Origin of the sequence: Micromonospora zamorensis (genome assembly GCF_900090275.1) — a bacterium.
GTDB lineage: Bacteria > Actinomycetota > Actinomycetes > Mycobacteriales > Micromonosporaceae > Micromonospora > Micromonospora zamorensis.
On record NZ_LT607755.1, the window covers coordinates 1,720,564 to 1,740,988 of the forward strand.

18 protein-coding genes are annotated in these 20,425 nt (G+C 71.2%); 17 read left to right on the top strand and 1 reads right to left on the bottom strand.

What is annotated here, in order from left to right:
- Positions 1-24: 24 nt before the first annotated feature.
- From GA0070619_RS07730 to mltG, 4 genes are all read left to right on the top strand, one after another.
- Complete coding sequence (locus GA0070619_RS07730; protein ID WP_088947436.1) at positions 25-330, top strand: hypothetical protein; 306 nt, start codon at positions 25-27, stop codon at positions 328-330.
- The gene (alaS, locus tag GA0070619_RS07735) at positions 327-3,005 is read left to right on the top strand and encodes an alanine--tRNA ligase (RefSeq protein WP_088947437.1); all 2,679 of its coding nucleotides are present in this window, start codon (positions 327-329) and stop codon (positions 3,003-3,005) included. Before GA0070619_RS07730 ends, alaS begins: the two co-directional genes overlap by 4 nt.
- A 72-nt stretch (positions 3,006-3,077) precedes the next feature.
- The gene (ruvX, locus tag GA0070619_RS07740; protein ID WP_088947438.1) at positions 3,078-3,536 is read left to right on the top strand and encodes a Holliday junction resolvase RuvX; all 459 of its coding nucleotides are present in this window, start codon (positions 3,078-3,080) and stop codon (positions 3,534-3,536) included.
- Positions 3,536-4,732 (top strand): endolytic transglycosylase MltG, encoded by a 1,197-nt coding sequence (mltG, locus tag GA0070619_RS07745; RefSeq protein ID WP_088947439.1) that lies wholly within the window; start codon positions 3,536-3,538, stop codon positions 4,730-4,732. Before ruvX ends, mltG begins: the two co-directional genes overlap by 1 nt.
- A gap of 105 nt (positions 4,733-4,837) precedes the next feature.
- Here the strand turns inward: mltG and GA0070619_RS32185 are convergent, their stop codons facing one another.
- Positions 4,838-5,044, bottom strand: coding sequence for a hypothetical protein (locus GA0070619_RS32185; RefSeq protein ID WP_157743929.1), 207 nt, complete (start codon positions 5,042-5,044; stop codon positions 4,838-4,840).
- 215 nt (positions 5,045-5,259) lie between these two features.
- Between GA0070619_RS32185 and GA0070619_RS07750 the strand changes: the two genes are divergently transcribed.
- The 13 genes from GA0070619_RS07750 to GA0070619_RS07810 all read left to right on the top strand — a co-directional run bounded on the left by GA0070619_RS07750 (position 5,260) and on the right by GA0070619_RS07810 (position 20,390).
- Positions 5,260-6,123, top strand: a complete 864-nt coding sequence (locus GA0070619_RS07750; RefSeq protein ID WP_088947440.1) for a shikimate dehydrogenase — start codon at positions 5,260-5,262, stop codon at positions 6,121-6,123.
- Positions 6,124-6,220: 97 nt separating this feature from the next.
- Positions 6,221-7,927, top strand: a complete 1,707-nt coding sequence (locus GA0070619_RS07755; RefSeq protein ID WP_088947441.1) for a glycoside hydrolase — start codon at positions 6,221-6,223, stop codon at positions 7,925-7,927.
- A gap of 219 nt (positions 7,928-8,146) precedes the next feature.
- Positions 8,147-10,084, top strand: a complete 1,938-nt coding sequence (locus tag GA0070619_RS07760; RefSeq protein ID WP_088947442.1) for a hypothetical protein — start codon at positions 8,147-8,149, stop codon at positions 10,082-10,084.
- Between the two features lie 133 nt (positions 10,085-10,217).
- Positions 10,218-10,733: an acyltransferase gene (locus GA0070619_RS07765; RefSeq protein WP_231927317.1), complete on the top strand. Its 516-nt coding sequence runs from the start codon at positions 10,218-10,220 to the stop codon at positions 10,731-10,733.
- On the top strand, positions 10,726-12,324 hold the full coding sequence (locus GA0070619_RS07770; protein ID WP_088947443.1) for a P-loop NTPase family protein: 1,599 nt from the start codon (positions 10,726-10,728) through the stop codon (positions 12,322-12,324). The genes GA0070619_RS07765 and GA0070619_RS07770 overlap by 8 nt, the downstream gene beginning before the upstream one ends.
- 68 nt (positions 12,325-12,392) lie before the next feature.
- Positions 12,393-13,685, top strand: coding sequence for an O-antigen ligase family protein (locus GA0070619_RS07775; RefSeq protein ID WP_088951627.1), 1,293 nt, complete (start codon positions 12,393-12,395; stop codon positions 13,683-13,685).
- Complete coding sequence (locus tag GA0070619_RS07780) at positions 13,682-15,325, top strand: lipopolysaccharide biosynthesis protein (protein WP_231927318.1); 1,644 nt, start codon at positions 13,682-13,684, stop codon at positions 15,323-15,325. The genes GA0070619_RS07775 and GA0070619_RS07780 overlap by 4 nt, the downstream gene beginning before the upstream one ends.
- A gap of 8 nt (positions 15,326-15,333) precedes the next feature.
- Positions 15,334-16,236, top strand: coding sequence for a sulfotransferase domain-containing protein (locus GA0070619_RS07785; protein WP_088951629.1), 903 nt, complete (start codon positions 15,334-15,336; stop codon positions 16,234-16,236).
- Positions 16,233-17,495, top strand: coding sequence for a phosphotransferase (locus GA0070619_RS07790; RefSeq protein WP_088947444.1), 1,263 nt, complete (start codon positions 16,233-16,235; stop codon positions 17,493-17,495). Before GA0070619_RS07785 ends, GA0070619_RS07790 begins: the two co-directional genes overlap by 4 nt.
- Positions 17,496-17,709: 214 nt before the next feature.
- Complete coding sequence (locus tag GA0070619_RS07795) at positions 17,710-18,189, top strand: glycosyltransferase family 28 protein (protein WP_088947445.1); 480 nt, start codon at positions 17,710-17,712, stop codon at positions 18,187-18,189.
- A gap of 56 nt (positions 18,190-18,245) precedes the next feature.
- A complete protein-coding gene (locus tag GA0070619_RS07800) occupies positions 18,246-18,872 on the top strand; it encodes a glycosyltransferase (protein ID WP_088951631.1) in 627 nt (208 codons plus the stop codon).
- Positions 18,869-19,792, top strand: a complete 924-nt coding sequence (locus GA0070619_RS07805) for a glycosyltransferase family 2 protein (RefSeq protein ID WP_088951630.1) — start codon at positions 18,869-18,871, stop codon at positions 19,790-19,792. Before GA0070619_RS07800 ends, GA0070619_RS07805 begins: the two co-directional genes overlap by 4 nt.
- 154 nt (positions 19,793-19,946) lie before the next feature.
- Complete coding sequence (locus GA0070619_RS07810) at positions 19,947-20,390, top strand: hypothetical protein (protein WP_157743931.1); 444 nt, start codon at positions 19,947-19,949, stop codon at positions 20,388-20,390.
- Positions 20,391-20,425 lie beyond the last annotated feature (35 nt).

Here is a 20,425-nt window from a genome sequence, read left to right on the forward strand (position 1 = left end):
CGGCGTACCAGGAGGTAACGAGACATGAGGCGTCTGTTCTGGCTCGGTATCGGAGTGGCCGTCGGTGTGATCGTGGTCCGCAAGGCGACCCGGACCGCGCAGGCGTACACACCGGCCGGCATCGCCAGCACGTTGACGGAATCCGCTGGCGGCCTGGTCGAGTCGCTGCGTAGCTTCGTGGAGGACGTGCGGGTCGGCATGGCCGAGCGCGAGCAGGAGATCCACCAGGCGTTCGCCCAGGGCGAGGCGTTCGACGATCAGTTCGCCGAGCTGCGGGAAGACCCGCGGATCGGCGATCGGGAAATCTTTCCGGAGGAACACCAGCGATGAAGACGGCGGAGATCAAGCGACGGTACCTCGCGCACTTCGAGGCGAATGGCCACACCGTGGTGCCGTCCGCTCCGCTGCCCGCCATCAGCGACCCGAACCTGTTGTTCGTCAACGCCGGCATGGTGCAGTTCGTGCCGTACTTCCTGGGGCAGCAGACTCCGCCGTACCAGCGGGCGGTCAGTGTGCAGAAGTGCCTGCGCACCCCGGACATCGACGAGGTCGGCAAGACCAGCCGGCACGGCACGTTCTTCCAGATGAACGGCAACTTCTCCTTCGGTGACTACTTCAAGGCCGGCGCGATCCCGCTGGCCTGGGAGTTGTCCACGAAGCCGATCGCCGAGGGTGGCTACGGCCTGGACCCCGAGCGGATCTGGCCGACGATCTACCTCGACGACGACGAGGCGTACGAGATCTGGCGGTCGGTGGGTGTGCCGGCCGACCGGATCGTCCGCCGGGGCAAGGCGGACAACTTCTGGTCGATGGGCATTCCCGGGCCGTGCGGCCCGTCGTCGGAGCTGTTCTACGACCGGGGCCCGGAGTACGGCCGGGAGGGCGGCCCGGCGGTCGACGAGGACCGGTACATGGAGTACTGGAATCTCGTGTTCATGCAGTTCGAGCGGGGTCCGGGCACCACCAAGGAGGACTACCCGATCCTGGGTGACCTGCCGGCGAAGAACATCGACACCGGCATGGGCCTGGAGCGGATGGCCTCGATCCTGCAGGGCGTCGACAACCTGTACGAGATCGACGAGGTCCGGCCGATCCTGGCGCGGGCGGCGGAGTTGACCGGTAAGCGGTACGGGGCGCACTCCGGGCACGTGGCGAGCGAGTCGCACCCGGACGACGTTCGGCTGCGGGTGATCGCCGACCACGTGCGCACGGCGCTGATGCTGATCGGCGACGGCGTGACCCCGTCCAACGAGGGGCGCGGCTACGTGCTTCGCCGGATCATGCGCCGGGCGATCCGGTCGATCCGGCTGCTCGGCTGGCAGGATCGCGCGCTGCCCGAGCTGCTGCCGGTGGCCCGCGACTGCATGGCCCCGTCGTACCCGGAGCTGGCGACCGACTTCGACCGGATCGCGGATTACGCGTACGCGGAGGAGGAGGCGTTCCTGTCCACCCTGCGTGCGGGCACGACGATCCTGGACACCGCGATCGCCGAGACCCGCACCGCGGGAGGCACCTCGCTGTCCGGGGCGAAGGCGTTCCAGCTGCACGACACGTACGGCTTCCCGATCGACCTGACCCTGGAGATCGCCTCCGAGCAGGGCCTCCAGGTGGACGACGAGGGGTTCCGGCGGCTGATGGCCGACCAGCGGACCCGGGCGAAGGCGGACGCGCAGGCCCGCAAGACCGGTCACACCGACCTGTCGGCGTACCGGTCGGTGCTCGACTCGGGTGGCCCGGTGACGTTCACCGGCTACAGCGAGGTGGCCCGCGAGTCGACGGTCCGGGCGCTGCTCGGTGCCGACGGCCCGCGCCAGGCGGCGACCGAGGGCGACACCATCGAGCTGGTTCTCGACACGACGCCGTTCTACGCCGAGGGCGGTGGTCAGCAGCCCGACCAGGGCATGATCACCGTCGGTGGCGGGCAGGTCGAGGTGCTCGACGTGCAGCAGCCGGTGCCTGGCCTGATCGTGCACCGCGCCCGGGTGATCCGGGGTGAGGTGCGCGCCGGTGAGGCCGGCTACGCCGAGATCGACACGACCCGGCGGCGGGCGATCTCCCGGTCGCACACCGCCACGCACCTGGTGCACCAGACCATGCGCAACTTCCTCGGTGAGTCGGCGACCCAGGCGGGGTCGCTGAACGCGCCCGGTCGGCTCCGGTTCGACTTCAACACCCCGACCGGGGTGTCGCCGACCGTCCTGCGGGACGTGGAGCAGCAGGTCAACGAGGTGCTCCTGGCCGACCTGGAGGTGCACGCCTTCATCACCTCGCTGGACGAGGCGCGGCGGATCGGGGCAATGGCGCTCTTCGGCGAGAAGTACGGCGAGGAGGTGCGGGTCGTCGAGGTGGGTGACTACGCCCGGGAGCTGTGCGGCGGCACGCACGTGGCGCGCTCGGCCCAGCTCGGCCTCGTGAAGATCCTCTCCGAGTCGTCCATCGGCTCCGGCGTCCGCCGGGTCGAGGCGCTGGTCGGCATGGACGCCTTCGGCTTCCTGGCCCGTGAGCACCTGCTGGTCTCCCGGTTGGCGGAGCTGTACAGGGTGCCCAACGACCAGGTCGCCGACCGGGTGGAGCAGACCGTCACCCAGCTCCGGGACGCGGAGAAAGAGCTGGAGAAGCTGCGTGCCCAGCTGGTGCTGGGTGGTGCGGCGGCGCTCGCCGCGCAGGCCAAGGACGTGCGCGGGGTCGCGTACGTGGGCACCGAGGCGCCGGAGGGCGCGGCCGGTAACGACGTGCGGACCCTGGCCCAGGAGATTCGCGGCAAGATCGACCCGGCGCGGCCGGCGGTGGTCGCGGTGGCGGCCCGGTCGAACGGCAAGGCGTCCCTGGTGGTGGCGGTCAACGCGGCCGCGCGCAGCCGTGGCCTGGCCGCGTCGGACCTGGTGAAGGCGGCGTTCTCCGGGCGCGGCGGTGGCAGCCCCGACCTGGCCCAGGGTGGCGGACTGCCGGCGACCGAGGCTCCGAACCTGCTGCTCACCGTCGAGAAGGCGATCACCGAGGCGTGATGGGCGATCACTCTCAGCCAGGGCGGGCCATCTGGTCCGCCCTGGTTCGTACCCGCCGGGCGGTGACCGTCGGTGGTTGAGTTCAAGCGCGGTGTGCGGATCGGTGTGGATGTCGGTCAGGTGCGGGTGGGGGTCTCCCGCTCGGATCCGGACGGGATCCTGGCAACGCCGCTGGTCACGCTGGCCCGTGATCTGACGGCGGCGCCGGACGCGGTGCCGAGCGACCTCGCCGAGTTGGCCGCGCTGGTGGCCGAGCATGAGGCCGTTGTGGTTGTCGTCGGCCTTCCGGTCAATCTCGCGGGCAAGCATGGCCCTGCGGCCGTCCATGTGAAGGCGTACGCTGACCGACTGGTCGATGTGATAGCGCCCGTCCCGGTAACGCTCACTGACGAGAGGATGTCGACCGTGGTCGCTTCTCGTAGGCTTGCCGAGCGTGGCGTCCGAGGTAAACGTCAACGTGCGGTTGTCGACCAGGCGGCCGCGGTGGAGATCCTGCAGAGCTGGCTGGATGCGCAGCGGAGGCGGACGTAATGATCGACGATCTGGACCTTGGGTTCGACGAGCCGGAGCGGGGGGAGAAGGGCCGGCATCGGCGCGGCTTCCGCAAGCGCAACGGTAAGTCCGGTGGCGGCGGCCGGGGCAAGACGTTCCTGGCTCTGCTGATGGCACTGGTCCTGCTGGGCGGCATCGGTGGTGGCGCGTTCTACGGCTTCGACCGCATCCAGAACTACTTCGTCACCCCCGACTACGACGGCGCCGGGTCCGGTGAGATCACCGTCGAGATCAAGAACGGGGCGCTGATCGCCGACATGGCGGACGCCCTCGTCGCGGCCGACGTGGTGAAGAGCCAGAAGGCGTTCATCGAGGCGGCCGAGGCCAACTCCCGCAGCAAGAACATCCAGCCGGGCACGTACAAGCTGCGCAAGCAGATGAGCGGCGAGAGTGCCGTCACCGCGATGCTCGACCTGAAGAACAAGATCGTCAACGGGCTCACCATCCCCGAGGGCCGCACCGCCAAGAACATCTACAAGCTGCTCTCCGACAAGACCAAGATCCCGGTCAAGGAGTTCGAGGCCGCCGCGAAGGACCCGGAGGCGCTCGGCGTTCCGGACTGGTGGTTCACGCGCGAGGACGGCAAGAAGGTCGTCAAGTCCGTCGAGGGCTTCCTCTACCCGGACACGTACGAGATCCCGCCGAAGGCCACCGCGGAGAGCATCCTCAAGCTGATGGTGGACAACTTCCTCACCGTGACCCAGGAGATGAAGTTCGCCGACCGGGTGCAGAAGGAACGCAAGGTCAGCCCGTACGAGGCGCTGATCGTGGCGTCGTTGGCCCAGGCCGAGGCGGGTAACAAGGACGACCTTGGCAAGGTCGCCCGGGTGGCGTACAACCGGGCGTACGGCGAGTTCCCCTGCAACTGCCTGGAGATGGACGTCACCGTCAACTACTACCTGGAGTCGATCGGCAAGCCGACCAAGTCGTCCAAGCAGATGACGGCGGCCGAGCTGGACGACCCGAGGAACCCGTACAACCGCAAGCTGCCCGGCATGATCCCCACCCCGATCAACAACCCGGGTAAGCAGGCCCTGGAAGGTGCCATGGCCACGCCGACGGGCAAGTGGCTCTACTTCGTGGCGATCGACAAGGAGGGCCACTCCGAGTTCGCCGAGACGTACGAGCAGCACCAGCGCAACGAGGCCAAGGCCCGGGAGGCCGGCATCATCTGACCGGCCGCGCAGCAGACCAGAAAGGCTCCCTTGCCGACGGTGACCGAAATTGCGGTCTCGTCGGTAAGGGAGCCTTTTTGAGTCGACGCTGACGCATCTATCGCGTCATTGTGAGTGACTCGTTCCGGTCCACGAAACGGTGCGCGGGTTCAGGAACGTCCACGCGCCGTTGCTGTTCTGCTGTCGCAGCGCGAATGTGCGGTTGTAGCCGGTGTTGCGGTCGACCGCGCCGTAAGTCTCGCCCCAGGTCAGAGTTGGTGTTTGTCCGACCGGCTGCCGGCTGCGGCGTCCGCATGGGGGCGCGCCGATCATCAGCGAAAGACTGAGGACCGCGGCAGTCGCGACAAGGGCACGCAGAATGCGTTTTGAAGGTTTCCCCCCATTTTCCGGTCGGCCGTAACGCCGTAAGAATGCATCGCCGTCAAGCGATTGTCGGGCCGTCGAGCATTGTCCGCGGTCCCGTTCTCTGGTGGCGTGGCCTGCGTGCTGGGTAGGGTCGATCCGAACATCGCGGAGGGCGGAGATTGATGCGGAACACGGCAGGGGTCCCGGGCGATACGACCCGTAGGGCCGCGGTGCTGGGCAAACCGATCGCGCACTCCCTCTCCCCGGTCATCCACGCCGCCGGTTACGCCGCCGCCGGTCTGACCGGGTGGTCGTACACCCGGATCGAGTGCGCGGCGGCGGAGCTGCCGGATCTGGTCGCCGGCCTGGGCCCGGAGTGGGCCGGGTTGTCGGTGACCATGCCGGGCAAGGAGGCGGCCCTCGCGGTGGCCGCGCAGGCCTCGCCGGTCGCCGCCGCCGTCGGCGCGGCCAACACGTTGGTACGCCGTCCGGACGGCTCCTGGTTTGCCGACAACACCGACGTCGCCGGCATGGTGCAGGTGCTCACCGCCGCCGGGGTGAGCGCGGGTGCCGCCGTGACGGTGCTCGGTGCCGGTGGCACGGCCCGCGCCGCGCTGGCCGCCGCCGCCCAGTTGGGCTGCCCGTCGGTGACGGTGGTCGCCCGCCGACCGGAGGCGATCGACGAGCTGCGGCCGGTGGCCGATGCCCTGGGCGTCGCGCTGACCCCCGCAAACTGGGCTGACGCGCCCCGGTGCGTCTCCTCCGCTGACCTGGTCGTCTCCACGGTGCCGAAGGGGGTCGCCGACCCGTTGGCCGGCGAGGTGGCGTGGCGGCCGGGGAGGGTGCTCTTCGACGCGATCTACGACCCGTGGCCGACGCCGCTGGCCGCTGCCGCCGCCGCGGCCGGCCTTCGGCTGGTGTCCGGTCTGGACCTTCTGTTGGCGCAGGCGGTCGGTCAGTTCGAGCAGTTCACCGGCGTGGTCGCCCCCGTCGGGGCGATGCGGAAAGCGCTGGGGGAGGCTACGTCAGCCGACTTTCTTAGCTGACGGTTAAGACGCGCTTACGGGAAACTGTCGTCCCGGCGACAAGTCCTGGTCATCGATACGCTGCTCACCGTTACGGACGCAGACACAGGGAGTTTCCTTGACCAGGCACGGACTGCACCGCATCACCCGGTTCCGCTCCGGACCCCGGCGCAAGGCCATCGCCATCGGCGTGGTCGGCGGATCGGTGGTGGCAGGCATCGTGGCGACCATGATGCCGCTGCTGGCCAGCGACGACCTGTCGATCCGGGCGGTGGCGGACACCACCGCGACGGCGGTGACGCAGGACGGGGACAACGCCGCCAAGACGACGCTGGCCACCTGCCCGACGCGCTGCGAAGGCAACCCGCGTGGTGGCCGGGAGGCGGTCATCGAGTTCGCGGTGACCACAGTGCCGGCCGCCGCGGTCAACGTCCGGGCGACGCTGCGGGTGCACGCCTGGCAGCAGTTCGCCGCCACGGTGACGGCGCACGCCTCGCCGCTGAGCGCCCGCGAGGCCAGGCCGGGTCTGGCAGCGACCGGCGACGCGCTGGACAGCGTGACCGGTGTGTCCAAGGGCTTCAACGAGTGGGACGTCTCGAAGCTGGTCACCGGCAACGGCACCTGGACGGTCTCGCTGGCCCAGACGGGCCTGGAGAGCCGGATCTACTGGGCGTCGGTCGAGAACCGCAGTCCGGATCTGCGCCCGAGCCTGCTGATCAGCTATGACCTCGGGTCCCGGCCGTCGCCGGTGACGACCACCCGGCCCGCGCCGCCGCCGGCACCGAGCGCCTCGCCGACCACCGCCTCGCCGAAGCCCTCGCCGACCGTCGCCCCGAGCCGGACGGCGACCCCGAGCGCGACCGGCACCCTTCCCTCCGGCCAGTGCGGGTCCGTGTCGGCCAAGCTCGTTCCCTCCTGCGGCGCGTGGTGGGGCATGTACTCGCCCGCCGGATCCGCCGGCGGCTGGGACCACGGCAAGGCCGTCACCGACGTGGAAGCGCAGGTCGGCCGCAAGTTCGACGTCGTGCACCGCTACCACGACTTCTCCAACGCCGGCAGCAACGGCGCCTTCCCGGACGCGTACGAGCAGCAGCAGATGCGCGAGGGTCGGCTGATGTTCTTCGCCTGGGAGTCCCGCAACTTCTCGGCTGGCACCACGCTGAAGTGGTCCGACGTCTACAACGGCAAGCAGGACGAGACCATCGACGCGGTCGCCGGCCGTATCCGCGCCGCCAAGGTGCCGGTCTTCATGGGCTTCGACCACGAGCCCGAGGACGAGCCGAACAAGGGCAGCGACGCCGACTTCGTCCGCGCCTGGCGCTACGTCCACGAGCGGTTCGCCCGGGCCGGCGCGACCAACGCGGTCTGGGTCTGGACGATGATGGGCTGGTCGGGCCACTACTCCCGGTACGCCGGCCTGTACCCCGGTGACCAGTACGTCGACTGGGTGGCCTACGACCCGTACAACTTCCACGTCTGCAACGGCAGCACCGTGTGGAAGAGCCCGAGCACGACGGTGAGCGGTTTCTACCGCTGGTTGGACGACAACGGTATCGGCGCCGGCAAGCCCCGGATGCTCGCCGAGTTCGGCACCAACTTCGACGCCGCCGACCCGGGCGCCAAGCAGCGCTGGTTCCAGGAGTTCCCGGCGGCGCTGAAGGCGCACCCCAAGATCAAGGCCGCCATCTACTTCAACTCGGCCGGCATGACCAGCCGGACGTCGACCTGCGACATGACGATGAACCACAATGCCGCGGCAGTGGCCGGCTTCGCGAAGGCCGGTCAGGACCCGTACCTGCGGCAGCCCACCGGGGGGAGCCGCTGACGACCATGACGCGCTGACGGGACGCCGTTCGCCGGGGTCGGACATCCGACCTCCGGCGTTCTGTCGGCATGCAGATTCATGCACCGCCCAATCGGCGGATTTTGTTTACCAGGCTGGACGAGGCACGCTACCTCGGGTTCTCATCCATCTTGGAGGCGAAGCGTGCCCAAACTCTCGCACTTGTGGCGTTCTGCAGGACGACGTCGTGCTCGGGCGGGGGTGGTCGCGTTGGCGATCGTCGCCGCAGTTCTGGGCGTGCCCACGCCCACGTCGGCTGCGGTGGTTCCGGTCCCGGAGACGGCAACCCTGGTGTCGGCGAACCCCGCCGACGTGACTCCGCACGCGCGAGACGGTGAGACCCGTGCCTTCGCGCAGGTGGGCAACACCGTCTTCGTCGGCGGCAGCTTCACCCAGCTCCGGCAGACCGCCGGCTCCGCGTGGGTCACCCAGCGCTACCTCTTCGCGTACGACCGGACCACCGGCACCATGTCCACCACGTTCCTTCCGGTGCTCGACGGGGCGGTCAACACACTCGTCGCCGGCCCGGGCGGCACGCTGATCGTCGGCGGCACCTTCAAGAACGTCAACGGCGTCTCGCGCAAGAACCTGGTCGCGCTCAACCCGTCGACCGGCGCGATCATCGACAGCTGGGTCGGGCGCTCCGACGGCGGCACGGTCCGTGACCTGGTGCTGCACGGCAACTGGTTGTACGTGGCCGGCGCGTTCAACTGGCTCAACGGCACCGCGCACGCCGGTCTCGGCCGGCTCAACGCGACCACCGGCGCGATCGACCCGAGCTTCGTCATCGACGCCACCGTCGGGCGGCACAGCACCACGTCGTACGTCTGGACCATCGACGTCACCCCGGACGGCAACACGCTGGCCGTCGGCGGCAACTTCACGCTCGTCAACGGCCTGGCGCGCAACCAGATGGCGCTGGTGGACGTCTCCGCGACGCCCACGCTGATCGACTGGAGCACCGACAAGTTCATCGCGCCGTGCGCGGCGCCGGCGACCTTCGTGCACTACGTGCAGGACGTGAAGTTCGGCGCCGACGGCAGCTGGTTCGTGGTCGGCACCAACGGCGGCAGCGGCTGGCCGGCCGCGTACTGCGACGCCCTGGTCCGCTTCGAGACCGCCGCGCGGGGCAGCGGCCAGCTCGCCACCTGGGCCGACTACACCGGCAACGACACCATCACCTCGGTCGAGGTCGCGGACAACGTGATCTACCTGGGTGGGCACTTCCGCTGGCTCAACAACCCGAACGCCAGCGACAACGCGGGCGCGGGCGCTGTCGACCGGCTCGGCATCGCCGCCGTCACCCCGGCGACCGGTATGCCGGTGAACTGGAACCCGCGCCGCAGCGGCGGCGCCTCGATGCCCTCGGGCACCAGCACGTGGGGTTCGTCGGTGCCGGTGCTCTGGCGAGGCTCGGACGGCCTGTACTTCGGGCACAACTCCGATGGCATGGGCGAGGAATACCACGGCCGCCTCGGCATGTTCCCGCTCGCCGGCGGTCGTACCTTCGCCCCGAAGAACCCGCCCGCCGCCACCACCGGCAACCTCTACCTCAACACCGCTCCGGGCACCGTGGCGAAGGTGCCGTTCGACGGTGTCGCCCTGGGCACCCCGGCCACGGTCAGCCAGCCCGCGTACACGGCGGCCGGCGCGACCTGGCGGGTGGACGACCGGATCTACTGGTCGCACACGGTGGCCGGCACGCCGACCGGCAGCCGGATCGACGTGTCGCTGTTCAACGGCGGGGCGATCGGCTCTCCGTGGGAGGCGTCTGGCTACAACGACTGGTACAACCCGGCGTTGCTGACCGGCGCCTTCTTCCTCGACGGTCGGCTCTACTACACCCGTACCGGGGCCAACGGTCTCTACTACCGCTACTTCGAGATCGACGGCAACTACCTCGGTGCCACCGAGTTCACCCTGCCGACCACTGGCGTGACCTGGTCGACGGTGCGTGGCATGGCCTGGGTGGGTGGCCGGATCGTCTACGGTGCCACTGACGGCGCTCTGCGCAGCGTGCCGTTCGACCCGACGGCCGGGCCGAGCGCGGCGGTCGATGGTGCCACGGCGACTGTGATCAGCACGGCGACGCCCGAGTTGTCCTGGTCCACCCCATCGACATTCTTCTCCGTACAGTAACGGTCAACCGTTCGTAACGGAGCATCGGTAGATTGTTCACGTTGGGCCGGTGGCGGTGGTTCATCCGCCGCCGGCCCCGCGATGTGGGGGAGGGTCGTTGCTCGGCGCCGCTGGCATCCGTACGAGACGCGCGGTGCGTCTGCTCTTCGCGGTCAAACGCGGCTGGTATCGGCTCCGCTATCGGCGACTGACACTCGGCCGGGACGTGGAGATCCGTGGTCGGATCCGGCTGCGCCGCGGCGTGCGGGTGACCATCGGTGACCGCACCCGGTTGAACAAACTCGTCCGCTTCGCGGGCCCCGGCGAGGTGCGCGTCGGCGCCGACTGTCTGCTCAACGCGACCTGGATCGGCACCTGGACGTCGGTGACAGTGGGGGACCGGTGCCTCCTGTCGGACTGCGAGCTGCTCGACAACGACTTCCACAACCTGCCGCCCGCGCAGCGGCACGCGCCGCCCGGCCCCGCCACCCGCGCCCCGATCGTCCTCGAGGACAACGTGTGGGTCGGCGCGCACGCCCTGGTCATGAAGGGCGTACGCATCGGCCGGGACAGCGTCGTGGGCGCGGCCACTGTGGTCCGGACGGACGTCGCACCCGGCGTCGTGGTCGTCGGCAATCCTCAACAGACGGTGAAGAAGTTCCATGACTGATGCAGCTCCCGGCACCTGGTCCACCGACGCCCCGTCCTCCGGGACCTCCGGCGCGGTGACACTGACCGACCTGCTGCGGGTGCCGATGCACCGGCTGCGGTTGGTGGCGGCGGTGGCGATGGTCGGTCTGCTCGCTGCGCTCGGCTACGTGCTGCTGGTGCCGGCGGCGATGAGCGCGAGCGCCGTGGTGGCAGTCCGGCCGGTGGTGACCGACGCGTTCACACCCAGCGGCGCGGGCGCCGACCGCGCGGTCAACATGAACGTGGAGAGCGGCATCGCCACCGGCACCGAGGTGGTGCAGCGGCTCGCCGACTCCGCCGGCGGCGACCCGCGCGACATCCGCAACGCGCTCGAGGTCGAGGTGCCCACCGGTGGGCAGATCCTGCGCTTCACCTACCAGACGGGCGAAGCGCAGCGGGCGGTGCAGAGCGCCAACATGGCCGCCCAGGCCTACCTGGACGTGCGACGCACGATGTACGAGCAGCAGCGCGCCGAGATGCTGCGTTCCTACGACGAGAGCATCACCAAGGTCGTCGCCCAGCAGACCGCGCTGCAGAAGCGGGCGAACACCGCCAAGGACACCGCCGCCGGGGATGCGCTGGTGGCCGAGCTGGCCGGGATCAACAACCAGCTCACGCAACTCAACGCAGCCCGTACCGAGATCGCCGCGGTCGACGTCAACCCGGGCTGGGTCACCCAGACCGCCGAGAAGGCGCTGGTCACCTCCGCCGGGCACCGACCGCTCTATCTGGTCGCCGGGCTGCTCGGTGGGGCGCTGATCGGCATCGTGCTGGCGTACGCCTGGGAGTCGACCGACCGGCGGGTCCGTTCGGTCGCCGACGGGCGGGACGCCACCGGTCTGCCGCTGCTCGGCACTGTGCGCCGCCCGGCGTTGCGGGGCAGCGCCCGGGCGGTCGACGCCGACATCCGGTACGTGGCGATGGCCGTCGCCGAACGGGTCCGTCAGCCCGCCCGGGTGGCCCTGGTCACCGCCCGGGAGGACGCCACCGCGCTCACCGCGGGGCTCGCTGTGGCGCTCGCCGCCGACGGTCGTGAGGTTTTCGTCGCCGACGACAGCGGGCGCACCGAGCGGCTGCGCGCCACAGTGCTCGCCGACCGGGGGCGGCTGCCCATCGACCCGTCCCGGCCGATCGTGCCCAAGCCCCGCCCGGCCGGCAGCACCACGGTCGTCGCTGGCGGCGCGGACAGCACGGCCCCCCGCCGGCCCTCGCCGCACCCGCCCGGCGCCCGCCCGTCCACCGACCCGGACGCCACGCTGACACTGCCCCGGGTGTCGTCCGGCCGCCCGGACAACGGCCGGGTCGTCGACCCGGAGGAGGTGGCCGTGGGCGTGGGCAGCGTCCGGTTCGGCACCTGGCGGCAGGGTGCGGACCACGGCCTGGTGCTGTTCAACGCCCCGCCTGCGGAGTCCGACGAGCGCGGCGTCGCGGTGGCCCGGCAGGGCAGCGCGGTGGTGGTCGTCGAGCGGGACCGCACCCGGCAGAGCGACCTGCGCCGCCTCGTGGAGCGGCTGCGCGCGGCCGGCGTCACCCCGCTGGGCTTCGTGCTCACGCGCAACGGCCGGGCCTGACGGTGTCGGTCACCCGCGCCCCGGCGACCGAACCGCCGCCCGGAGGCGCTCCGGCCGCCGTCGCCCCGGTGCCGCGGCCCGCGCCGCCCCGACTGCCGCTCTGGCCGCTGTCGCTGATGTTCGGCCTGGTGCCGCTCTGGTGGCTGCTCGGCGCGTTCTACCTCGGCTGGCCCCTGCTGGGTGCGCTGCTGTTCGCGTTGCTGCTCACCCGGGGGCGGGTGCCGCTGCCGCCGGCGGTGGGCATCTGGCTGCTGTTCCTGGCCATCGTGGTGGTCAGTGCCACCCAGCTCACGTCGCCCGCCTCGCTGCTGACGTTCGCGCTGCGCCTGGCCTTCTACCTGACCGCGCTGGTGGTCGGGGTCTACGTCTACGCCGCCGCGCGGGAACGCGCCAGCCTGATGGCAGTGCTCACCCCGCTCTGCGCGTTCTGGTTCGGGCTGGTGGCGCTGGGCTGGCTCGGGGTGCTGGTGCCCCGGTTGGCGATGACCACCCCGATGGAGGTGCTGCTGCCTTCAGGGGTGGCCGGCACCCCGTTCATCCAGGACATGGTGCACCTGACCACTGCGGAGTACAGCGCCCGATCGCTGAACCCGATCTACCGACCGGCCGCGCCGTTCGCGTACACGAACAACTACGGCAGCGCGTACGCCATGACCCTGCCGTGCATGGTCGCGTACTCGATGCTGCGTCGGCGGGGGGTGCTGCGCTGGGCGTTGCTGGCGTCGCTGCCGTTGTCGCTCGCGCCGGCGTTCCTCACCCTCAACCGGGCGATGTTCCTGAGCCTCGGCGCCGGGCTGGCGGTGCTCGGGGTGCGGGCCAGCCTGCGCGGCAACGTCCGGGTCGCCGCCTCCATCGTCGGGGTGGTGGTGATCGGCGCGTTGGCCACGCTGTTCATTCCGATCACCGACCTGATCAGCCAGCGGGTCGACTCCAGCGACACCAACACCGACCGGCTCTCGCTCTACACGGAGGTGATCCGCCGGGTGCAGGAGTCGCCGTGGTTGGGCTACGGCGCGCCGGTGAACGTCGACACCGTCTCGGCGGCCGCGCCGATCGGCACCCAGGGTCAGCTGTGGATGGTGCTGTTCAGCCACGGCGTGCCCGCGCTCATCTGTTTCCTGGCCTGGTTCGTCGCCGCCGCGGTGATCTGCGCGCGGGCGACCTCGGCGGCCGGGCAGTGGTTGGCGGTGGTGCCGGTGGTCTGCCTGGTCCAGGTCCCGTTCTACGGCATGGCCAATCAGAACCTGGCGGTCGCGTTCTTCGCTGTCGCCTTCGCGATGGCGCTCAGCGAACGCGAACGGCTGACCCGCTTGGCGGTGCCGCGACCGCCCGCCACGCTTGACCCGGTGGTGCTCGCATGACCGCCGCCACCCGACCTCCGGTCGGCCCGACGCCGGTCGGCCCGTCGCCGGTCGGCCCGGACGCGCCGGTGGCTCCGGCCGCCGCCGTGGCGGCGGACGCGGGTTCGGCCGAGACCCGCCGCAGCGCCCGCAGCGGCGTGGCCGGGCTGCTCGGCGCGGCCACCAGCGGCCTGTTCGGCTTCGTGCTGGCCGTGGTGATCACCCGGGGGTACGGCACGGCCGGCGCGGGCGCGTTCTTCGCCGCGATCGGCGTGGTCACCGTGGCCACCGCAGTGTGCACGCTCGGCGCGGAGACGGGCCTGATGTGGGCGCTGCCCCGCCGTACGGCCGGGGTGCGCGGGGACGCGGCGCGGCTGCTCCCGGTGGCGCTGATCCCGCCGCTGCTGGCCGGGCTCCTGGTCGCCGGGGTCGGCGTGCTGGTCGCCGACGCGCTCGCTCCCCGGCTGCTGGGCGGTTCCGGTGCGAGCGGCGACGCGCTGCTCACCGTCACGTTCGCCGCGGTGCCGGTGGTGGTCGCCATGACCCTGTTGCTGGCGGCGCTGCGCTGCGTGCGACCCATCCGGGCGTACGTGGGAGTGCAGTTCCTCCTGCTGCCGGTGGCCCGCCCGGTGCTGGTCGGCGCCGCCGCGCTCGCCGGTGGCGGCCTGCTCGCCGGCATGACCGGCTGGTTGGTGCCGGCGGCGTTGGCGCTGCTGGCCTGCCTCACCCTGGTCGCCGGCCCTCTCGGGTTGGGCCGGGGTGCGACGTTGCGCCCGGTTCGCTCCGACTGGTCGACGTTCTGGCGCTTCGCGCTGCCCCGGGCCGCCTCGGCGGCCATCGACGCGGGCAGCATGTGGGTGGGTGTGCTGCTCACCTCGGTGCTGGCCGGCCCGGCGGACGCGGGCGTGTTCGGCGCGGTCGGCCGGTACGTGCTGGCCGGCCAACTGGCCATGCAGGGCCTGCGGGTGGCGGTGTCGCCGCAGTTGTCCCGGCTGCTCGGGCGTGGCGAGCGGGCGGCGGCGGCGGCCGTGCACCGGCAGTTGACCATCTGGGGGCTGGTGCTGTCCTGGCCGGTGTACCTGCTGCTGGCGGTGTTCGCTCTGGCCTTCCTCCAGCTGTTCGGGCCGGAGTTCACCGCTGGCGTGCCGGCGATGACGGTGCTCGCGCTGGCGATGCTGGTCAACACCGGGGTGGGCAACGTGCAGAGCCTGCTGCTGATGGGTGGGCGCAGCGGGCTGCACCTGGTGGCCACGGTCGCCGGGTTGACGGTGACCGTCTCGCTGGGCCTCTGGCTGATCCCCAGCCACGGCGCCACTGGCGCGGCGGTGGCCTGGGCCGCGGGCATCGCCACCGAGAACCTCACCGCCGCCGGGTTCGCCCGGTCGGTGGTTCGGGAGCCGCTGTTCGACGCCGCGATGGTGCGCGCCGCGGCGGTCACGGTCGCCGGTGTGGGATTGGCGGCCGGCGCCGGCGTGCTGGCGGGCGGTCGCGGCCTGCCCGGCCTGTTGGTGGCGCTGGCGGTGCTGCTGGCCGGCTGCGTCGGCATGTTGACGTTGCCCCGGGTGCGCGCCGGCATCCGGGGGACCATGAGGCAGATCCGTGCAGGGGACAACGCGGCCACGGCCGCCGAGCCCACTCCGGCATCGACGAGAGGCAGGTGAGGTCCGTCGTGGCGTCCATCCGTGACCGGGTCAAGCAGTTGGTCCCGACCCAGGTGACCACCCGGGTGAAGGAGTCGCTGGTCGACTACGGGGTACGCACCAGTGATCGCCGGCCGCTGCCGGACTTCCTGATCATCGGCACCAAGCGGGGTGGCACCACCTCCCTGTGGAACTACCTCATCCAGCACCCGCTGGTGCCGCGCCTCTTTCCCGCGTGGAACACCAAGTCGGCGCACTACTTCGAGGAGCACTGGGCTCGCGGCGAGTCCTGGTACCGCTCGCACTTCCCGACCGAGCGGCAGCGGGACGCGCTGGCCAAGCGGCACGGCGGGCCGGTCCGGGTCGGTGAGGCAGCCCCGCTGTACATGTTCCACCCCCTCGCCGCGCAGCGGGTCGCCGCGCTGATGCCGACGGTCAAGCTGATCGTCCTGCTGCGGGATCCGGTGGAGCGGGCGTACTCGCACTGGAAGGAACGCCGCACCCACGGCATCGAGCCGTTGGACTTCCCCGATGCGCTGGCCGCCGAGCCGGAGCGCACGGCGGGGGAGCGGGAGCGGCTGATCGCCGAGCCGGAGTCGTTCAGCGAGGCGTACGACTGGTACACGTACCGGGCCCGGGGGCGCTACCTGGAACACCTGGAGCCGTGGTTGGAGCGCTTCGACCGGCAGCAGATCCTCTTCCTGCCCAGCGAGGACCTCTACCGCGACTCCCGCGCGACCTACCGGCGCACGCTCGACTTCCTCGGGCTGCCGGCGTACGACCTGCCCAACTTCAAGGTCTACAACGACCGGCGCTCGTCGCCGTTGGAGCCGGCGGTGCGCGCGGAGCTGACCGACTACTACCGGCCGTACAACGACGCGTTGCGTCAGCGGCTCGGGCTGGACCTCGACTGGTCGGACCGTCCGGCGTGACGACGAGGGTGGGCCCGACCACGGACCCGCGCTCGCGGGTGGACGGTCTGGGCTGGGTGAGCCGCGCGGTCTTCCCGGACGACCGGGTCGGCCTGACCGTGGGCGGTGCCCTGCCGGCCGGCCACCAGGCGGTGGCCCGGTACGCGGTCGTGCCCTCGGTCGCCCGGGCGAGGTTCCTGGTGCCGCTGGGCTCATCCCGGGCCGGAGCGGCGTCGCTGCTGGCGTACAACGCCCTCCGGCCACCGAAGGTGCGCGCGCTACGGGCGGTGCTGGGCGGCCTGGCACGGTTCGGTCAGGTGGGCCTCGCGCCCTTTCCGACGCTGACCGTCTCGGTGCCCGCCGGAGCGTCGGCGGCCGAACTGCTGCTGACCGAGCGGCTCGCCGCGGATCTGGGCGGCGCGCCGCTGCTGGCCGCCTGCGGGGTGCGGCCACCCGACCCGAACGCCAAGCCGACCCTGCAACTCTTCACCGCCGATGGTCGTCCGCGCGGGTACGCGAAGATCGGTTGGAACGACGCGACCCGCGCGCTGGTCACCGCAGAGGCGGCGGCGCTGCGGGCGTTGCGCGCGGTGACCGGCGTGCCGGATCATCCGACGCCGCCGGGGCTGCTCACCGAGACGGCGTGGGCGGGTCAGGTGGTCGCGGTGATCGAGCCGTTGCCACCAGGCGTACGCGGTGTGCCGGTCGACGATCCGCCACGGATCGCGGCGCTGCTCGCGGTCGCCCGACGCGGCGGCCCGGCGGGTACGCCCCGACCACTGGCCGGCTCCACCTTCCTGACCCGGTTGGCCGGGCTGGCCGATCGGGCCGCCGCGGTCGAGCCGGCCGGTGCGCGGGCGGTAGCCGCGGTTTCCGCGCTGGGCCGCCGGCATGGCGACACCCGTGTCGAGTTCGGCCACTGGCATGGTGACTGGGTGCCATGGAACCTGGGCTGGCATGGCGGCCAGTTGGTCGCCTGGGACTGGGAGCACAGCGGTCCGGACGTGCCGGTCGGGTTCGACCTGGCGCACGACGCGTTCCAACGGGCGCTGGTGCTGCGGGGGGAGTCGGCCGACGCGGCGGCATCGGCCGTCGACGGGCACCTGGGCCGGCACGGCGACCGACTCGGCCTCGACGCGGCGCAGCGTCGGCTGGTCGCGGACGCGTACCTGGTGGAGATGTGGTTGCGCACGTGGCGACTGGCCGACGCGGGCGCGGGCTGGAACGTCGCGCTGCATCCCGCACTGCTGGACGTCATAGAGAAAAGACATAGCGGCTGATCCGGGGAATCGCGGCGTCGAGGATGCGGCGCAGAGTGACGACAAACTCGCAGGTGGTGATGACGGTCGATGGGTCCTCGGGCGATCGGTGCGCCGGACAGCCCGATGTGGAGATCGACATCTCGTCCGGTCGCGCTATTCAAGGACCGGGGAACGTGTGATCTGCTTCTGCGTGGCGTGAACTGAAATTCCAAGCGAACTTGTGGGGAGTCGCGTGGACACGAAGAACGATGACGGTACGGCGCCGGTGCTGCTGCTGGTCGGATCCAGCGGCGGACACCTGGCCCAACTACTCGCCCTGCGGCCCTGGTACGAACAGTGGCAGCGCTGCTGGGTCACCTTTGACACCCCGGAGGCGCTGTCCCTGCTCAACGGTGAGGATCTGGTGCCCGCGCACCACCCGACCACCCGCAACGTGCCGAACCTGCTGCGCAACGCGCTGCTGGCCTGGCGGGTCCTGCGGGCCCGGCGGGTCGCCGCGGTGGTCACCACCGGTGCCGGCGTGGCGGTGCCGTTCGTGGTGCTGGCCCGGCTGCGGCGCATCCCGACCGTCTACATCGAGGTGTACGACCGGATCGACACCCCGACGCTGACCGCCCGGCTCTGCCGCCCGTTCCTGTCCGCGATGCTCGTGCAGTGGGACGAGCAGCGCCGGCAGTACCCCGAGGCGACCGTCGTCGGGACGCTGCTGTGACCGGGGAGACGGGCACCGCCCGGCGTCCGCAGCCGCAGCCGCAGCCGCAGCCGACAGTGGAGTCGTCCCGCCTGCCGCGTCAGCGCGACAGCGCGTCGACGGCTGAACTCAAGCTGCTGGTGGCGGTCGGCACCGACAAGCACCCCTTCGACCGGCTCGTGGACTGGCTGACGCAGTGGCACGCGCAGGTCACCGCCCCAGTCGGGCTGACCGTGCAGCACGGGCACACGAACGCGCCGTCGCTGCCCGGCGCGGTGCCGTTCCTCGGCCACGACGAGCTGCAGCAGGCGATGGTCCACGCCGACCTGGTGGTCTGCCACGGCGGCCCGGCGACCATCCTGGAGGCCCGCCGGCACGGCCACCTGCCCATCGTGGTTCCCCGGGACCCGACGCGCGGTGAGCACGTCGACGACCACCAGCTCCTCTTCGCCCGCCGCCTCGGCGCGGCCGGGCTGGTGGCGCTCTGCGAGACCCGGGAGGCGCTGCACGACGCGTTGACGACCGGGCTGGCCGACCCTTCCCGGTACGCGGTGGCCGCCGACCCCGACGCACACGAGGCGCGACGGGCGGCGGTGGCCCGGGTCGGGCGGATCGTCGACGACCTGGTTGCCGGTTCGACCCCGCGCCCATCCCGGTGGCGGGTCCGGTCCCGGCCACGTCCGGGCACGAAGGAGACCCGATGACCCAGCAGCCCAGCATCAGCGTCGTGGTACCCACCCGGGACCGTCCCGAACTGCTGCGGGCAGCGGTGCGCGCGATCCTGGCCCAGGAATACCCAGGCTCGATCGAGGCCGTGGTGGTGTTCGACCAGTCCGCGTCGGACGAGTCGCTGACCGAGCTGGCGACCGGCCCGGACCGCGCGGTGCGGGTGATCCACAACTCCCGTACGCCCGGGTTGGCTGGTGCGCGCAACAGCGGGACCGTCGCGTCCGGCGGTGAGCTGGTCGCGTTCTGCGACGACGACGACGAGTGGCTGCCCGGCAAGCTGGCCGCCCAGGTCGACGCGCTGGCCGCCCACCCGGAATCCGAGTTCGTCTGCTGCGGCATCCGCGTCAGCTACGACGGGCACACCGTCGACCGGGTGCTCGACAAGGACCGGATCACCCTGGACGACCTGCTGCGCGACCGGATGACGGAGCTGCACCCGTCGACCTTCCTGATCCGCGCCAGCGCGCTGCGCGACGGCTTCGGCCTGGTCGACGAGGAGATCCCGGGCAGCTACGCGGAGGACTACGAGTTCCTGCTCCGGGCCGCGCGCAGCGCGCCGCTGATCAACCTGCGTACGCCGTCGGTGCTGGTTCGCTGGCACAAACGCTCGTACTTCGCGCAGCGCTGGGACACCATCTCCGAGGCGCTGCAATGGCTGCTGCAGCGCTACCCGGAGTTCGCCAGCCAACCGGCCGGTGAGGCCCGGGTGGCCGGGCAGATCGCGTTCGCCCAGGCCGCCTCCGGCGACCGCCGGGGCGCGCTGCGCTGGGCCCGACGTACCCTGCGGAGCAATCCCCGCGAGCCGCGGGCCTACCTGGCCCTGGCCGTCGCCGGTCGGGTGGTCAGGGCCGACGCGGTGCTGCGCACCCTGCACAAGCGCGGTCGGGGGATCTGAACCGGTGCACGACGGAGCTGATCGATCCACTCCTGCCGCCTCGAAGCTGAGTATCCCTCGGTCCATTGCAAGTCGAATTGACCCAAGGGCATCCAGGCTGAGAAGAATTCAAAGGGGCTGCAGCGCTGGCGAAACAGTGACGTCCAGTGGGGAGTTGCGAACTAGGGAACTGCGTTCACCCGAGCAGCCGTACAAGGTCGGGCTCCTGCTCGTTCTCGCCGTTGCCTCTGCCGCGTCGGTGGTGACCGCTGAGGGCGCACCGGATAAGGCGCTGGGTGTCGGGGCCGGCATCGTTCTCGTACTGCTGGCGTGGCGGGCGGCCGTCGTCAGGGTTTCCATCACCGACTCCTCGGTCACCGATGTCCGGCTCTTCGTGCGGCGCACGTACGAGCGAACGGAGGTGGCCGAGGTGCATCTCGGCCGGCCTGGTGGCTTCCTCGAAGGTCACTGTCTGGTCCTGACGCTCCGGGACGGACGGGAGGCGCCGCTGACCGCGTCCCGCGTGTACTCGTGGTTTCCCATCGCGGTGCACGTGATTCGGCTGCGAGAACTGCTGGCCGACGTACGGCGTTGGCAGGAACAGGCGGGGTCCCGGTGACCGCCCTGCGGACGTCCGCGTCCGCAGGGCGGGAC

What these genes read in the sequence shown, in the direction of transcription:
- GA0070619_RS07730 (WP_088947436.1), top strand. Translation starts at nt 25, where the DNA reads ATGAGGCGTCTGTTCTGGCTCGGTATCGGAGTGGCCGTCGGTGTGATC.
- alaS (WP_088947437.1), top strand. Translation starts at nt 327, where the DNA reads ATGAAGACGGCGGAGATCAAGCGACGGTACCTCGCGCACTTCGAGGCG.
- mltG (WP_088947439.1), top strand. Translation starts at nt 3,536, where the DNA reads ATGATCGACGATCTGGACCTTGGGTTCGACGAGCCGGAGCGGGGGGAG.
- GA0070619_RS32185 (WP_157743929.1), bottom strand. Translation starts at nt 5,044, where the DNA reads ATGATCGGCGCGCCCCCATGCGGACGCCGCAGCCGGCAGCCGGTCGGA.
- GA0070619_RS07750 (WP_088947440.1), top strand. Translation starts at nt 5,260, where the DNA reads ATGCGGAACACGGCAGGGGTCCCGGGCGATACGACCCGTAGGGCCGCG.
- GA0070619_RS07770 (WP_088947443.1), top strand. Translation starts at nt 10,726, where the DNA reads ATGACTGATGCAGCTCCCGGCACCTGGTCCACCGACGCCCCGTCCTCC.
- GA0070619_RS07780 (WP_231927318.1), top strand. Translation starts at nt 13,682, where the DNA reads ATGACCGCCGCCACCCGACCTCCGGTCGGCCCGACGCCGGTCGGCCCG.
- GA0070619_RS07805 (WP_088951630.1), top strand. Translation starts at nt 18,869, where the DNA reads ATGACCCAGCAGCCCAGCATCAGCGTCGTGGTACCCACCCGGGACCGT.